Source organism: Peptococcaceae bacterium (assembly GCA_024655825.1).
In the GTDB taxonomy this organism is placed as follows: domain Bacteria; phylum Bacillota; class Peptococcia; order DRI-13; family PHAD01; genus JANLFJ01.
In genome coordinates, this window is record JANLFJ010000016.1 from 1 (window position 1) to 16,202 (window position 16,202).

Sequence of the window (16,202 nt, forward strand, 5' to 3'; positions counted from 1 at the left end):
TGCGTTCCTTTCAACGCTTGTGCTGTTTGGCCCCCTGAACATAGCAATTAGCTCGTTTACAGATGACAGCAAAAGACAAAAAAACTCATAATCCGGCAGGATTTATTTCTAATTTTAAGAATTATTTCGGTGTACACACTACGTCAAATAAGGAGGACCGTTAAATCATTATTATGAAAAGGTTATTACTCTTCATGGCTATATTATCCTTCATCCCGGTTTTCATGTCTTATGATCTTCCCGTTCTTACCCTTACCGACGCCAAAAGCGGCGCCATATACCTGACCGTTCCCGTTAAAGACCAGCAGCGCTTTACTCTGGGATGGCGTCATTCCGTAGAGCTGCAACCCTGGGAAGAGGATTTCCAGATTAATCAACAAACTCTTCACTTCACTTTAGTGGAAACACGCTTTCGTTCCTACGGCGCGGGAGTCCCTGCCCTGATCCCCGGTACTTGTACTTATGAATTGAGCAACGGCTTTATCGTTTTCAAGAACCTCAACCAGGATTATGAAAAGCTGTCTTTCATACATTCCGATTATGCCCGTTATTGGCTTACCGCCGGGAAAAACACCTACACGCTCGCGGACCATATGCCCGATAGCGCGCAGGTGTTTTTAAGGCTGCAAAAAATCCCGCTATGTTTATACTTGTTCCACGTTTTAAGCGGTTTTTGGGCCGGTAGCCCGGCTTGAACGCCTTGCTTCAATTTTTTGCCATACAATGACCAGAGTGATTGCCAAGATACCGATAAAATCAGTCCAGATTCCCGGTTTAATAAGGCAAAGGGATCCACAAAACAGCATTAATCTTCCCAGCGGGTTCAGCACAGTCAATAAATATCCCTCTACCGCCGCTGCCAGAGCAACAACCCCTACCATGGCAGTAGCCGTAACAACGATGGCATTAAACAGGGTTGTATTTAACAGCATTAACGAAGGCGAATAAACAAAAATATACGGAACGATGAAACCTGCCAGGGCCAGCTTAACCGCTTGAAATCCTGTCCTGGCCGGATCTGAGCCAGCTATCCCTGCCCCGGCGAAAGCGGCCAGGGCTACCGGCGGGGTAAGATTGGCCAACATGCCGAAGTAAAACACAAACATATGTGAAACCAGGGGTTCAATGCCCAGTTTGGACAATGCCGGCGCGGCCATGGTGGCGGTAATGATATATGCAGGAATCGAAGGTAGACCCATTCCCAGGATGAGGCAGGCGATCATGGCAAACACCAGGGTCAACATCAAGTTTCCCTGTCCAACGAAGAGTATGACAGAAGCGAGTTTAAGCCCGAACCCCGTCAAGGTGGCCACTCCTACAATGACACCCACAATAGCGCAGGACATGGCAACGCTCAAGGTCATCCGCGCCCCGTTCTCCAGGGCTTTTAAAACATCCCGCCACGACATGCGGGTCTCTTTTTTTAGGAAACCAACAATTACGGTGGCCACGATAGAGTAAAAAGCCGCATAGATGGGCGTGTATCCTTTTATTAAAAGATAAACCAGCACAATGAGGGGCATAATGAGATGCCCGCGGGATTTTAATACCTGCGAAATCTGCGGGATCTCTTCCTTTGGCACCCCTCTGAGTCCCCGTTTGCAGGCCCTTAAATGTACCATAACGATTACTCCTAAATAATAAAGGAGCGCGGGGACCGCCGCTGCCAAGGCAATCTTTACATAAGGTATGCCCAGCGATTCAGCCATGATAAAAGCGGCCGCCCCCATTACGGGCGGGAGAATCTGCCCTCCAACCGAAGCCGCTGCCTCCACAGCCCCGGCAAATTCGGGCCGGTATCCAACCTTTTTCATCAGCGGTATGGTGAAACACCCGGTAGTAACAACATTGGCCACCGCACTTCCATTGATCGATCCCATCAAGCCGCTGGAAACAACGGCCACTTTCGCCGGCCCTCCCCGGCTGCCGCCGGCAAGAGCCATAGCTAGGTCGTTGAAAAACTGGCCCATGCCCGATTTGTCCAAAAATGCTCCAAAAAGAATGAACAGGATGATATAGGTTGAAGATACTCCGATTGGAATGCCAAAGATTCCCTCGGTAGTCAAATACATATAGTCCAGTATATCCTTTATGCTGTAGCCGCGATGCATAAGAAAACCGGGCATGTAACGGCCGAAATAGGCATACGCCAGAAAAGCGACGGCTAAAACGGTCAGCTCCTTGCCGGCAATCCTCCGGCCGCCTTCCAGGACCAGCAGCAAAGTGATCAAGGCGAAGAGCAAATCGGTTTTGTTAGGCATTCCCGCCCTTAGTACAATATCGTTATAAAAAGCAATGACATATAAACCGCTGGCCATAGCAAGCAAGGCAAAAATAGCGTCAATAACGGGCAGTTTTCCTTTTGGGCTTTTGTGGGAGAACGGGTAAAGCAGAAAAACAAGCGCTGTTATTACTGCCGTATGAAGAGCCCGGTGTTTTAAAGTGACCAGCGGTCCAGCCCACGCTGTATACAAATGAAAAACAGACATAGCGATAGCAAGGCCGGTTACCGTTTGGGCCAAACATGAACAGTGGAATTTCCGGTACCGGGCTTCTGTGTCGTAAACTTGCAGCACCTGCTCTACCCGGTTTTGTGCTTCTTGGGATAAATCCCTGTTGTTGTTCATCTGCATGCCCCCCAAGCAGATTAATAATTATTGTTAATTGACGCCCTTTTCCTTAAAGTATTTTTCCGCGCCGGGATGCAGGGGAACAGGTATGCCTTTCTTCGCCTTTTCCAGCTTGATGTCCTTGGCTGCAGAGTGAGTGCTGACAAGATCGCCCAGGTTCTCAAAGACTATCTTGGTCATGTTATAAACCAGGTCCTCCGGCATATCGTCCCTGACAACAAGAATGCTTGTAACAGCAGCCGTCGGTACATCCTCTTTATTGTCATATGTACCGCCCGGGATAGAAACGGATGTATAAAAGGGGTATTTTTCGGCCAGTTTCTCAACCGTCTTGGGTTCTATGGGTATTATCCTGACATCATGGGTAGTGCACAGGTCAAGGATTGTAGAGTTTGGAAGCCCGGAAGTCTGGAAGGCCGCATCTACCGACCCGTTTTTCATTTGTTCGATTGACTCGGCATAAGACAAATAGTCAGGTTTAATGTCTTTATAAGTGATTCCGTAGGCCTCCAGCACCTGACGGGCATTGACTTCCGTACCGCTGCCCGGCGCTCCTACTCCCACTCTTTTACCTTTTAAATCGGCAACAGACTTGATTCCTGATTTTTCCAACGCAATCAACTGGACATAATTAGGATAAAGAGCGGCCATGCCGCGCAAATTCTTTACGGCGCCCTTGTCCTTGAAAACCTCTGTACCTGTGTAAGCGTAAGAAACCACGTCATTCATGGCGAACGCAAGCTCAGCCTTCTTTTCTCCAAGCAGTGTGCAGTTGACGGCAGAGGCCCCGGTTGACTGCACGGAAGCTTTCGCTCCGGGAATATTCTCGTTAAATAGCTTGGCCACAGCGCCGCCCAGGGCAAAATACGGGCCTGAACTTCCGCCGGTAACAATGGTGATTAACACCGGCTCTTTTGAAGCCGTCCTGGGCTGCGAATTTTTATTGGCACCTCCGCCGCATCCGGTAATAGCCATAACAGCAAACGCGGCAATCACCAGTAATCCTAGAAGCTTTTTCAATTCATGATTCCTCCTCTTTTAATTTCAATTTTCTAACAATAATATAATCGTAAAAAAAGGGCCTTCAAACGATTGCCTGCCGAATAACCATATTTGACCTCCTGTTGGCTCCTGCCAAACGCTGAGTGGCATTTATCATTTATAAAAAAATCAAGGCGCCAGTTCATAAATCGACCAGCGCCTTGAATTCTTTTACCTTATAGCGGCTTACCGGTATCTCCAGCTTGGGAAGCCCGCTCACCTTCAGGAGATATGTGCCGTTAAACCAGGGAATGATTTCATTCACCTTTTTTAAGTTAACCAGGTAATTACGGTGACAGCGGAAAAAGTTTCTGTCGGCCAGTTTGCTTTCCAGGTTAAGCAGAGGCTGGTTGGCCATATACTCTTTATCAGCCGTCAGGATGTACGTCTTCTTTTCTTTGGCAATAATCACGCATACATCTTCAGGATCAAGCAGGAACAGTTTCCCGCCCTTTTCTCCTTGAATCCGCCGGAGGGAAAACCTGTCCGGGGAGCTTTGCACTTTGTTATCCCGCTGCATGTGCCTGGTTCTTTCTCCCAGGCGTTCCCTGGCCTGTTTCAAAACAGCCCTGATTTCCTCCCTGGAGAAAGGCTTGAGGACATAACCGACCGCGTTCACCTTGAAGGCTGCTATGGCATATTCCTCAAAGGCAGTCACAAATATGACCAGGGGCGGTCTGCTCTCGTCCATAACCAGGCGGGCTGTCTCCATCCCCGTTGTTCCAGGCATATTAATATCCAGAAAAACTATATCCGGCCGCAATCTCTTGATTTCGTCAGCTGCTTTATGACCGCTGTAACATTCGCCGACCACTTCCAGGTCATTCTCCATTTCTAAAATATACCTCAGTTCATTGCAGATTAAGGGCTCGTCATCGGCCAGAAATACCTTGTATTTCATCATCTCCACTCCCATTTACCTGCGGAAGATGTAAAATGACCCTTGTCCCTTTCCCCGGGGCGGTTTCAAAGGTACAGCCAGCCCGGTCCCCGTAAAGCAGTTTCAGGCGCTGCATGATATTGTTCAGCCCTACTCCCCCATGCTCCGTTCTTTGCCCCTTCCTGATTCTTTCCAGTGTACCTGCTTGAATACCGGCGCCGTTATCAATGACTTCAATCTTCAGGAATTCAGATTCCAGAGAAGTTTTTACTTCAATACGGCAGTCAATCTCTTTTTCGATGAAACCATGACGCAGCGCATTTTCAACAAGAGGTTGTATGGAAAAAACAGGAACCAGGCAGTCTTCCGTATGATCCCCTATTTCAATTCTTACCTGCAGCTTGCTGCCAAAACGAACCTTGTTAATGAATAAAAAGTCATCAACAGCCTCCAGTTCATCATGTAACGGTACAAGGTCGTCGTTTTCCCTAAGCCTGCGTCGCAGCAGTCTGGAAAGGTGAAGAAGCAGTTCACGCGCCTCCTCCGGCTTGGACCGGCAGCAAGACATGATTACGCTTAAGGAATTAAACAAAAAATGCGGGTTGAGTTGAGCCTTCAGCGCCGAAAACTCGGCACGGGCCAACAGCTTGCTTTGTTCGTTCAACTGGGCAATTTCTAACTGCAGGCTGAGAAGATTGCCGATTCCTTCCGCCAGTTTCAAATCAACATCGGTAATCTTATCCCCGTTGCTGTTAATAATGCTGAATGTTCCGACAATCTCGTCTCTACTCCACAACGGTACCACTATGGCACTGGAAAGAGGGCACTGCGGGTCGTAACAGCCGAGCAATTCCTTTTGATGTGCCACCTGCCTGGAACCACTGTTCAACACATCAAGAACGACCTGTGCTGCAACAGGTTGCCCAGTCCTATGATGGTCGGACCCCTGGCCGGCAAAAGCCAGTACTTTTTCTTTGTCGGTAATGGCTACCGCAGCCGCCTTCGTCTCGGAAAGGATGATTTCCACAACCCTGGTTGCAGTTCCGGCATTTAACCCTTTTCTTATGACAGGCATTGTCTGGCTCGCAATCTGGAGAGCTTTTTCAGCGTAGGACGCACCTACTCTCAGGTGTTCCTTGCGCACATTTTGGACCATCATCACAAAAATAGTAACCCCAATGGAATTGACCATTATCGTCGGCACGGCAATAGTCCTTTCCAGAGTCAACGCCGCGGAAAAAGGTTTCGCCAGCAGGAGAACCAGTGCTTTCAGGATTGCTTCAGACAATAAACCGGACAGCAGGGCGGTTTTTCCACTTATATTCCTGGGGCCTTTTACCAGGTAAAAGCAGCTGCCCACAAGTCCGGCAAAAACATTGCCAACAGCGCAGGCCCAAGCAGTAAAACCGCCCAAAAACAGCCTGTGTAATCCCCCAATAAGTCCTGCGCTTATCCCAACCATTGGTCCAGCCAGCAGCCCTCCAACCACTGGGGCAATCATCCGGTTATTGGCCAGGGCGCCCATCACGGGAATCCCCAGGTAATTGCCGGCTATGGAGAGCAGGCCAAAAATAACCGCCAATAGCGCTTTGTCTTTTAGGTTGGCTTCACCTTCCAGGGCAAGACGCAATGGCCTGGTATGAATCAATAAATATGCTGTAAGGGCAATTAATGCCATGTTTTTCAGCAGTTCTATCAAAAGCTGAAGAATACTGCCCACTCCCTTTCAATACTCAGGCGGCAGTTTTTTCAGCTGCTCCAGCGTAAAGACGGGTCCATCCAGGCACACATAGAGGCTTCCAATGTTGCAGCGGCCGCACTTGCCGATACCGCATTTCATGCGCATCTCCAAGGTGGTGATGACGTCGGCGTCGTTAAAGCCCATCCTGGCCAGGGCCTGGAGGACGAATTTAATCATGATCGGCGGGCCGCAGGTAATGGTGGTCATGGGCTTGAAGCCCAGTTCCTCCACATAGGCGGGAACAAAGGCCACATGCCCCGTCCAACCCTCTTCCGGCCGGTCGATGGTCGTATAGACCTCCATGTTTTCCACCTTCGGCCAGTTTTCGAAAAGGTCTTCCTTGAAAACCAAGTCGGCCACGGAACGCGCGCCGTAAACCACATACATTTTCCCGAATTCCGCCCTGTTTTCAATACAATGGTTGATAAGACTGCGGACCGGCGCCAGTCCTATACCGCCGCCGATAAAGAGCAGGTCCTTGCCCTTGAGATAATCCAGCGGAAAGCCGTTGCCGTACGGTCCCCTGATGCCGCATTCCTGCCCTTCCTCCACCTGGTGAAGCGCCCCTGTCAGCTGGCCCACTTCCTTGATGGCAAGCTCCAGGTGATTTGGTCCCTGGGAAGTGATGGAAAACATGGCTTCGCCTGCCTGGGGCAGGGATAACATGGCCAGCTGTCCCGGTTTCGGAGCAAACGGCTTTTCCCCGCCGGTGGTGCTGACATGAAATGTTTTTACATCCGGAGTTTCCTGAACAATCTTTATTATCCTTCCCCGTATGGGAACAAGAGGGTTGGCATTCATTCAACCTCCGCCTCCTTTATTTTCCGAATAACGGCGGTAATGTCCATGTTCACCGGGCATTTGGCTAGGCAGCGGCCGCAGCCCGTGCAAAGCAGCTGGCCGTAACGTTCCACAAAATAGCTGAGCTTGTGCATGAACCGGTTGCGAACCCGCTCCTTTTTGGTGGGACGCGGGTTATGCCCTCCCGCCATGCGGGTGTATTCCGAAAACATGCAGCTGTCCCAGCAGCGGAACCTGTAGCCCTCTTCCCCTTTGACCTTGCCGGATACATCAAAGCAGTGGCAAGTCGGGCAAAGATAGGTGCAGAGCGCACAGCCCAGGCACTTGCGGCTCACTTCCTCCCAGACCGGGTGGTCAAACATCCGGGAGAGCTTTTCCGGCACGCCCTCAACCTCCACCTTGAGCTTAAACTCTTCCGCCGGCAGGGGCGACGCTCCTGTTTCATGTAAAACATCCCCGTATTTGGCCAGCAGTTCTTGGCCGGCTGCCGTCCTGGCTTTAAACCCCCATTCCGCGCCCAGGTCCAGCACCTGAAGGTCTACCCCCACCGCTTCCTGGGGATTCAAGCCCATCGACTGGCAGAAGCAGGTGTCCCCAACGGCAGTGCAGGCCAAGCCCACCAAAAGAGTGTTTTCCCGTTTATTCTTGTAAAAGGCGTCCTCGTATCCCCGGCTGAGGAAAACCTTGTCCAGGCAGTCAATGCTAAAGGCGTCGCAGGAACGAATCCCGAAAACGACCTGCTTTTCCTTTTGTTCCGCTATTTCTTCTATCTCCAGCTCGTTCCCCGCAGCCCGGAACTTATACATCTTTTCCGTCTGCGGGAAAAAGATGTCCTTGGGAGGCAGCAGCGTGTTCATTTCCAGGTACAATTCCCGTTCTTCCTGATAAGGCGCGAATTTGCCCGTCCCGTTCTCCAGGTAGGGTACATAAACCTGGAAGTCCCGGTTCATTCTCCGCAGCAGTTCGTTCAAGCGTTTCTTCTCAATAGCCAGCATTCAGCGCCACCCCCTACATGAACTTTTCGGGGTCATCCAGCTCAAAGCGCCCCAAGGGCGTCTTTTTCTCCGGATCGAGCCCGGCGGGTTCTTCCCCGAACAATTCTTCAATATCGTTGATTATCTTCCTGTTCAGGGCCATCAGTGGAATGTTCACGGGACAGGCCCGCTCGCATTCGCCGCATTCTATGCACCTGCCGGCCACATGAATGGCCCTGGTCAGCTGCATGAACTGGTTTTCGACCAGATTGTTGGCCTTGCCCAGCCACTCCGGCACAGCCCTGTCGAAAACGCATTCCCGGCAGTTGCAGGCCGGGCAGATATTCCTGCAGGCGTAACAGCGTATACAGCGATTAAATTGTCCTGCCCAGAACTCGTAGCGTTCATCAGGCTTCATCTTTTCCAGCCTTTCGATAAGCTCTCTCGTCTCTCGACCCCGCTCAACCGCAGGCACTTTTTCGCCCAGCAGCAGGTCGTAAACCACCGGGTTGGGGAACCTGCAATCCTGGCATTTCACTGCGCCGTTTATTTCATCGCCCCAATTTTTGCCTGCCGCGTCATCAGGATCCTTCAACCCTGGGCATGGAATCCCGATAATATATAATTGTTCTCTTTTCACCTGGTTGTCCTGGATCAAGCGGTTGACGCCGCGGCTGTCGCACCCTTTCACGAACAGGGCTACCTTGCCGTCGACAGCAGCCAGGTCCAGCAGGTACTTGGAAAGGTTATTGTGGCAGAATTCATCAAATACGAGCCTCTCGACATCTTCAACTTTGTCAATGAAGGTGGGGGCTGACTTGTACCAGGGATAACCCTTTTCCCAGCCCAAAACAAGGGCAACCTGGCCGCTGCTCAGGAGTTCCCGGGCTGTGTCGCGCATTTTTTGAGTAATTTCTTTCATTCCGGATCCCTCATCTTCCTGTTCGGCCCCATGGCCTTTATCTCTTCCACCAGCTGTGTCACGACCTGCTGGAATTTGGGTCCTTCCGAGCCGGAAATCCAGCGAACCTGGAAACGCTGGGGATCAATGCCCATGTATTCCAGCAAACGCTTGGTCAGCAGGTAGCGCCGGCGTGTAAAATAATTGCCGGTGCTGTAATGGCAGTCTCCCGGGTGACATCCCGCCACCAAGACACCGTCCAGCCCTTTTTGAAACGCGCGGATCACAAACTGGGGGTTGACCCGCCCGGAACAGGGGACCCGCAAAATGCGGATGTTGGGCGGGTACTGGAGCCTGCTCAAACCGGCCAGGTCCGCGCCTGCATAGGTGCACCAGTTGCAGGCAAAAACAAGTATTTTAGGTTCCCATGCCTTTTGCCCCGTTCCCTGTTTTTCAGCATTCAATCCTACAGACATAACGCATCCACCTCCGCCAGGATCTGTTCATTGGTGAATCCTTTCAGGTTCAGGGCGCCGGAGCGGCAGGCCACAGTGCACGCCCCGCAGCCCTGGCAAAGACCCGTGTTAACGGAGGCCACCTGGCGTTCTCTTGTTTTCCCGTGAACCCGCTCGGAAATTGTTTTTAATTCTATGGCCTTATACGGGCAGATGGAGATACACAGCCCGCAGCCGGAACAGACGGCCTCGTTCACGGCCGAAACAACCGGTTCGGTCGGCATTTCCTCCCTGCTCAAAAGGGCGCATACCTTGGCCGCCGCGGCGCTGGCCTGGGCTACGGAATCCGGGATGTCTTTGGGCCCCTGGCATGTCCCGGCCAAATAGACGCCAGCCGTATGCGTCTCCACTGGCCGCAGCTTGGGATGTGCCTCAGTGAAGAAATCGTGCTGGTCATAGGAAATGCCCAGTTTGCGGGCAAGTTCGCCGGCATCCCCGCGGGCGACCATGGCCGTGGCCAGCACAACCATATCGGCCTCCACCTCCACCGGCCTGCCCAGCAGGGTGTCTTCGCCGCGCACGATCAGTTTGCCGTGGCTCTGGTAGATTTTCGATACGCGGCCTCGCACGTACTGGACACCGTATTCATTGACCGCCCGCTGGTAGAACTCGTCATAATTCTTGCCGGGAGTACGCACGTCCATGTAAAAAACGATGGCCTGCGAATCCTTGATTTTTTCCCTGACCAGCGTGGCATGCTTGGCTGTGTACATGCAGCAGGTCTTGGAACAGTAAGGTTTACCCTTGGCCTCGTCGCGGGAACCTACGCACTTTACAAAAACCACGGTTTTTGGCTCTGTGTGGTCGGAGGGCCGCTTGATTTTCCCCATTGTAGGGCCGGAGGCGTTAATCATCCTTTCAAAGTGCAGCCCGGAAATAATGTCTGGATACCGGCCGTAGCCGTATTCGCCGTACACGCTCTCGTCAAAAAGGTCAAAGCCTGTAGCCACGACAATCGCCCCGTAGCGAACCGTTTCCAGGCGGTCTTCCTGTGTATAATCGACGGCGCCGGTGGGACACACCTTCTGGCAGACCCCGCATTTACCGGTTTTAAAATAAAGGCAGTTCTCCCTGTCAATGACCGGCTTGTTCGGAACAGCCTGGGGAAAAGGCGTATAAATCGCCTTGCGCGTCCCCAGCCCCATGTCGAATTCGCTGGCAACCCTGGTCGGGCATTTTTCCCAGCAAGTGCCGCACCCGGTGCACTTGTTCATATCAACCGAACGGGCCTTATGGCGAATGGTTACATCAAAATTCCCCACGTAACCGTCGACTTTTTCCACTTCACAGTAAGTCAGCAGGTTGATGTTCGGATTGCTGGCCGCATCAACCATCTTAGGAGTCAGTATGCAGGCCGAACAGTCCATGGTGGGAAAGGTCTTGTCGATCTGGGCCATCCTGCCGCCGATGGTCGGCTCTTTCTCGACGATGTCCACCACATAACCGGCATCGGCAATGTCCAGGGCTGCCTGGATACCGGCAATGCCCCCGCCGATCACCAGGGCCCTTTTGTGGATGGGGATACTTGACCTGCTTAAGGGTTCGTTCTTTAACACCTTGGCCACAGCCATCTTCACCAGGTCGAAGGCCTTGGCCGTCCCTTTCTCCTTGTCTTGGTGAACCCAGGAACACTGCTCGCGGATATTGGCCATCTCCAAAAGATACGGGTTGAGACCGGCCTTTTCCAGGGTTTTGCGGAAGGTCGGCTCATGCATGCGCGGTGAGCAGGAAGCCACCACAACCCTGTCCAGCCTGTGCTCCTTCACGGCATTGATGATTACCTGCTGCCCGGGTTCGGAGCACATGTACTTGTAATCAGTGCTGAAGGCCACCTGGGGAAGTCCCCCGGCCATCTTGGCCACTTTTTCGCAGTCAACCGTCTGGGCAATGTTGGTTCCACAATGACAGATAAAAACCCCGACTCGTTTCATCTTTACTCCCTCCCGCCCTTCACAGGATGCAAAAGCCCTTTATGTTTCAATAACGGCAGGGCATTGACCAGGTGCCTGTTGATGCCCAGCTCGCGCGCTTCAAAACCCAGGGCCAGGCCCAGGAGTTCCGTGATATAAAACACCGGCAGGTTGTAAACCGTCCCGTGCTGCTTCCCTACCTCTTTCTGCCGCATGTCCAGGTTGGTAAAGCACATGGGGCAAGCCGTCACGAAGCAGTCGGCCCCGGCATATCTCGCTTCTTCGTAAATCGGTTTCAGTATTTTCAAGCCGAATTCCGGGCTGATGGTGGGATGGCCGCCGCCGCAGCATTCCGTTTTATATCCCCAGTCCACCGGTTCGGCCCCTGCGGCTGATAGCAGCCTGTCCATGCTTACCGGGTTTTCGGGATCCTCAAACTGGGCAACCTTGGGCGGCCGAACAAGGAGGCATCCGTAGTAAGCGGCCACCCGCAAACCCTCCAGCGGCCGCAGGACCTTTTCCCTGATTTTGGCCGGCCCGATTTCGGTGTAAATGATGTCTAAAAGGCTCCTCACCGTAATCTTGGCCTCGTATTTCCGGTCGATAATCTTTTCAATTTCTTCCTTAGTTCGCCGGGAACTGCGGACCGCCGCTTCCGCAGCCTTCAACCGGGCATAACAGGCCGCGCAGGGAACGACCACATCAAGTCCTGCTTCCTCCGCGATGGCCAGGTTCCGCGCCGGCAGGGCAAGCGCCAAGTTATGGTCGGTGACATGCGCCGATGAAGAACCGCAGCAGTTCCATTCCGGGATCTCCCACAGCTCCAGCCCCAGGGCTTTGGCCAGCACCGGGGCGGACATGCCGAATTCAATCCCGGTGGAAGACAGCGAACACCCGGGATAATAAGCCAGTTTCATTTGCTAACACCTCCCTCGGAACGGGCGCGTTTGAAGATTTTTTTTACTTCGCCCCTGTCCCTGACAAGCTCCGGAAGTATGTGCAGTTTTCCCTTCAAGAACAACGGCAGCCCGTAAAGCACATCCTTAAACGGCTGCAAAGAAAGGAAGTTGAAAAGAACGATCAGGCCGCCCTCGTGGACACGCCCGAGCCTCTTGACAAGCTGCAAAAATATCCCGTGAAAAATATTGTTGTGTTTATGGGTTATATAACCCCTGGCTTTGGCCTCCAGGCGCAGAATCTCCATAACGCCGTGGATGTCCACTTCCCTTGGGCACCTGGTTGAACAGGTGTCGCAAAAAGCGCAGAGCCAGATTGTTTTCGACCGGAGAGCTTGCTCTTTCATACCAAGCTGCAAGAGCCTGATAATCTGGCGCGGCATGTAGTCCATGGCAAAAGAAACGGGACAGCCCGCCGAACATTTACCGCACTGGTAACAGCGTGTTATGTCGATGCCGTAATGTTCTTTCAATTCCCTGCTGACTTCAGGAGCATGCAGCAGCTCCCTGGATAGATTAACCCGTTCCATTTTTTGTCTCTTCCTTCCTTCCGGAAAATTAATGCCCGTCGCTAGACATTCAATTCTACACACTATTAAATTCTACATAATAAAACAGGATATGTAAACATTATCGGCACCCGTCGTTCGATAAAAATATCCGTCACGGCGCTTGCCGGTCAGGTTCTCTCAAAAACTGCCGATATTGCCGCTTTGATCAAATGTCAGTTCCATGTCTTCCCTGGCTATTTCCAGGTGGGTGGCGCTAAGCACGTAATCCCTGAGATTCTGGGACATCCATACTTCATCAAGGTAAAGGGTGTTCTTTATGCGGACGATGCTTATCCTATCCTTTTCTTTCTTTAAAGTTTTAAAGGCCATTTCCACCGCTTCCCTGTCGCTGCCGGCAGTGATGGGCACTGCCGCTCTCTGGAAATACCCTGTCGTAATCGCGTTAAGGTAAGTCGCCCGGAAATCAATCTTGTCAACCAGTTTTCTGGTGGTAAAGTCTGCCAGCCCTATGCCGTTCGCATTCCCGTGGGATTCCAGGGAAAGGTCAAGAACCACCAGCCTTTTAATGCGGGGTTTTTCGGGCTCGGGCAAACCGTCGATGCGCCACCGGCCAATGACGTTGCTGTCCATGCCGGTGCCGCTGTAGTTTTTGCCCATTTCGTCCACAATTAACAGGTCTATCTCTTCCACAGGCAAAGACGGCCTAAGCCCATCAGACTTTTTCAGCAGCGCGGCCTCCTGTTCTTCGAATTCAGCAGGTTTTAAACCGTAAAGCCCTGCCGTTTCGTCGTACCCGTTTTCCAAAATGGCGATACCGCCGAGAATGTTAACCCGCTGGCTTACAACCCTGGCCAATTCCAGGATCACCTGTCCCATTTCCTCCGGCCCGCAGGAGTGAATGGCCTCAGCCCCGGGAACCCTTCCCAGGCCAATCCCGATCATTTTTAAAATCCCCGATTCACGCGGGGCCCTAAAAGCCGTGTGTCGTTTTACCCTGTTAACCACTACCACTCCGTCGCATTCCACCGCCTCCCTGGCGCAGTACACATCGACCCTGTGTGACGGCGTTACCCCAATTTTTACAACCTCCTCTGAACAGCTTATGGGGCACCCCACAGTACCTTCTGTAATGCCCAGGCTGGCCAGCACCTTTCTTTGCCCTTCAGGGGTACCTCCTCCGTGGCTTCCCATCGCCGATACAAGAAACGGTTTGCCGCCCAGTTCATAAATCCGGCCCGCGATGCGGGAAAGAATCAACGGTATATTTTTTATACCCCTGCTCCCGGCAGTGATGGCGACCCTGTCGCCCTTTTTGATCGCTTTATCCAGTTCCAGCTTGTCCAACTCCTGGTCCAAACGCGTCGTGATGTTTTCAACCCTGTCCCCGGGAAATTTTTGTCTCACTTTCATGAATCTGGGATACATAATCTCACCACACCGGCATTTTTTCACTCTATAAGTATCACGTAAAACACGACTAATTTCAACACAAAAAACGGTCCTTTCGGGCAAGGACCGCCTTCTTCATCGCTTTTTATCATTCTGCCAGGCTCAAAATTCCTTCCGCCACCTCTTTGAAAACAGGCGCAGCCGTTTCGCCCCCGCGCAGGCCGGTGCTGGTTCCGACGGCGTTTTCTTCCACCATGACCGCTATCGCCAGGCGGGGGTTATCAAGAGGTGTGAACCCGGCAAACCAGGCAATCACTTTTTGGGAATCATTAGCCTGGGCTGTGCCTGTCTTTCCCGCCGTGCCTTTCCCTTCCAGCCAGGCCGGACGGCCAGAACCGCTTTCTGCGGCAGCTGCCAGGGCATCCACCAGGAAATCACAGGTCTTTTTGCTTATTACCTGTAGAGGGGGACTGCCAGGAAACTGGTGGATGACTTCGCCCTGGTAATTGCGAATTTCAGAAACAACCCGCCAGGGGCGGTAATACCCGCCGCGAGCGATTGTCGCATAGAGGTTGGCTATCTGCAAGGGGCTCACCAGGACTCCCTGCTGCCCGATTGAGGCGTTGCCCACAAGGGCGGGAGGCGACTGGCTGTTGATATTCACGGTAAACCCCAGTTTGGAAGCGTACTCCGCCAGCTTTGCACCGCCCAGCCTCAAACCCAGCCCCACAAAAGTGGTGTTGCACGATTTGCAGATCGCCTCCTTCAAATCAACCCTGCCGTGCGGGCCAAGACACCTGATCCTGGTTCCATCGGCGAAGTCGTGCGTGCCGGTGCATTCAAAGACCTCGTCAGGCTGGAGAAGACCTTCCTCCAGTACGCCGGCGGCTGTCACCATTTTGAAGACCGAGCCAGGATAAAAAGCTACCCTTTCCGTCCTGTCGATCAACTCATCGCGTCCTTTAAGATAATTCCCGACCTGGTTCTGGTCAAAGTTGGGCCTGCTGGCTGCAGCCAGCACGTCGCCGCTCGCTATGTCAAGGACAACAACTGCACCCCTGACCAGCGACCTGTCCATCACCCGTTCCACGATCTCCTGGTATCGCCGGTCAATTGTCAGGACAAGGTGATTGCGCCAGGGATCGGCCGTTCCTTCCTGGATTTTATATCCCAATCCCTGCAGCAGCCGCCCGTTGGCATCGGCAATACCCACGATCTTCATCTCCGGCCCCGACCCCCGCAAGACCTCTTCATATTTGCCTTCCAAACCAGCCACCCCGATCCTGTCCGTGAGCCGGTAGGCGGTGGGCAAGTTACTGCTGGAATCCGCAGTCTTCCTCTTTTTTGTGAGGTCCTGCCACTGCTGTTCGCTTATCTTGTTCAGATAGCCTACCAGGTGACTGGCCAGGGCGGCAGGACCGTATCTCGTCTTTAGCGGAAGAACGGCGATGCCTTCAAATTGAGCGGCCGTTATTTTTTCAACCTCCTCCGGTGTAAGGTTTGTTTTTAACACTACCGGGGAACGGCTGCCGAAGGTATCCTGCGCGCGTTTGATCGCCGCTTCGGTGTGGCTGGTCGCAATTCCCACGCTTTTTTCAAGCTCCCTTGCCGTATCCCCAACACTTTTTATGCTGGAGGGAAAGGCGACCAGGGCCGGTCTGATCCCGCTGTCAGTAAGCGACACCAAGTTGCAGTCAAGAATTTCGCCGCGGTAGTACTCCTCTCCCGGCATCGCCTGCGTTCGATAGCGAAGCGCCCTGGCAGCAAGCGCCGACCCGGAATTATGACCCTCGTACAGCTGTAAATACGCCATCCTCACTATGACAATAAAAAAAAGAGCCCAAACCATTCCTAGAATATAGACAATCCGTTTGTTCATACCCATCCTCCCGGCAATAGCCTTGCCAGGAAGAATTTTTTTTAGACATAATCTTTATTCGTCGTCTGCATCA

Annotated in this window: 14 protein-coding genes; 1 reads left to right on the top strand and 13 read right to left on the bottom strand. The window is 52.5% G+C overall.

The window, feature by feature from the left end:
- Positions 1-194 precede the first annotated feature (194 nt).
- A complete protein-coding gene (locus tag NUV48_07645) occupies positions 195-695 on the top strand; it encodes a DUF1850 domain-containing protein (protein ID MCR4442014.1) in 501 nt (166 codons plus the stop codon).
- Here NUV48_07645 and NUV48_07650 read toward each other — a convergent pair.
- From NUV48_07650 to NUV48_07710, 13 genes are all read right to left on the bottom strand, one after another.
- A complete protein-coding gene (locus tag NUV48_07650) occupies positions 663-2,627 on the bottom strand; it encodes a TRAP transporter permease (GenBank protein MCR4442015.1) in 1,965 nt (654 codons plus the stop codon). The genes NUV48_07645 and NUV48_07650 overlap by 33 nt on opposite strands.
- A 33-nt stretch (positions 2,628-2,660) precedes the next feature.
- Positions 2,661-3,650 (bottom strand): TAXI family TRAP transporter solute-binding subunit, encoded by a 990-nt coding sequence (locus tag NUV48_07655; GenBank protein ID MCR4442016.1) that lies wholly within the window; start codon positions 3,648-3,650, stop codon positions 2,661-2,663.
- 163 nt (positions 3,651-3,813) lie between these two features.
- Positions 3,814-4,575: a LytTR family DNA-binding domain-containing protein gene (locus NUV48_07660; protein ID MCR4442017.1), complete on the bottom strand. Its 762-nt coding sequence runs from the start codon at positions 4,573-4,575 to the stop codon at positions 3,814-3,816.
- On the bottom strand, positions 4,544-6,271 hold the full coding sequence (locus NUV48_07665; protein ID MCR4442018.1) for a histidine kinase: 1,728 nt from the start codon (positions 6,269-6,271) through the stop codon (positions 4,544-4,546). Before NUV48_07665 ends, NUV48_07660 begins: the two co-directional genes overlap by 32 nt.
- Before the next feature lie 6 nt (positions 6,272-6,277).
- On the bottom strand, positions 6,278-7,093 hold the full coding sequence (locus NUV48_07670) for an FAD/NAD(P)-binding protein (GenBank protein ID MCR4442019.1): 816 nt from the start codon (positions 7,091-7,093) through the stop codon (positions 6,278-6,280).
- Positions 7,090-8,088: a 4Fe-4S dicluster domain-containing protein gene (locus NUV48_07675; protein ID MCR4442020.1), complete on the bottom strand. Its 999-nt coding sequence runs from the start codon at positions 8,086-8,088 to the stop codon at positions 7,090-7,092. The genes NUV48_07670 and NUV48_07675 overlap by 4 nt, the downstream gene beginning before the upstream one ends.
- Positions 8,089-8,101: 13 nt before the next feature.
- Entirely contained in the window at positions 8,102-8,989 is an 888-nt protein-coding gene (locus NUV48_07680) for a 4Fe-4S dicluster domain-containing protein (GenBank protein ID MCR4442021.1), read from the bottom strand.
- Complete coding sequence (locus NUV48_07685; protein MCR4442022.1) at positions 8,986-9,444, bottom strand: hydrogenase iron-sulfur subunit; 459 nt, start codon at positions 9,442-9,444, stop codon at positions 8,986-8,988. Before NUV48_07685 ends, NUV48_07680 begins: the two co-directional genes overlap by 4 nt.
- Positions 9,435-11,414: a CoB--CoM heterodisulfide reductase iron-sulfur subunit A family protein gene (locus tag NUV48_07690; protein MCR4442023.1), complete on the bottom strand. Its 1,980-nt coding sequence runs from the start codon at positions 11,412-11,414 to the stop codon at positions 9,435-9,437. Before NUV48_07690 ends, NUV48_07685 begins: the two co-directional genes overlap by 10 nt.
- Before the next feature lie 2 nt (positions 11,415-11,416).
- Positions 11,417-12,310 (bottom strand): CoB--CoM heterodisulfide reductase iron-sulfur subunit B family protein, encoded by an 894-nt coding sequence (locus tag NUV48_07695; protein ID MCR4442024.1) that lies wholly within the window; start codon positions 12,308-12,310, stop codon positions 11,417-11,419.
- The gene (locus tag NUV48_07700; GenBank protein ID MCR4442025.1) at positions 12,307-12,879 is read right to left on the bottom strand and encodes a 4Fe-4S dicluster domain-containing protein; all 573 of its coding nucleotides are present in this window, start codon (positions 12,877-12,879) and stop codon (positions 12,307-12,309) included. The genes NUV48_07695 and NUV48_07700 overlap by 4 nt, the downstream gene beginning before the upstream one ends.
- Before the next feature lie 159 nt (positions 12,880-13,038).
- Positions 13,039-14,286 carry a DUF362 domain-containing protein gene (locus tag NUV48_07705; protein MCR4442026.1) on the bottom strand — a complete coding sequence of 416 codons (1,248 nt, stop codon included), beginning with the start codon at positions 14,284-14,286 and terminating at the stop codon, positions 13,039-13,041.
- Between the two features lie 112 nt (positions 14,287-14,398).
- Positions 14,399-16,129, bottom strand: a complete 1,731-nt coding sequence (locus tag NUV48_07710; protein ID MCR4442027.1) for a penicillin-binding transpeptidase domain-containing protein — start codon at positions 16,127-16,129, stop codon at positions 14,399-14,401.
- Between the last annotated feature and the right edge of the window lie 73 nt (positions 16,130-16,202).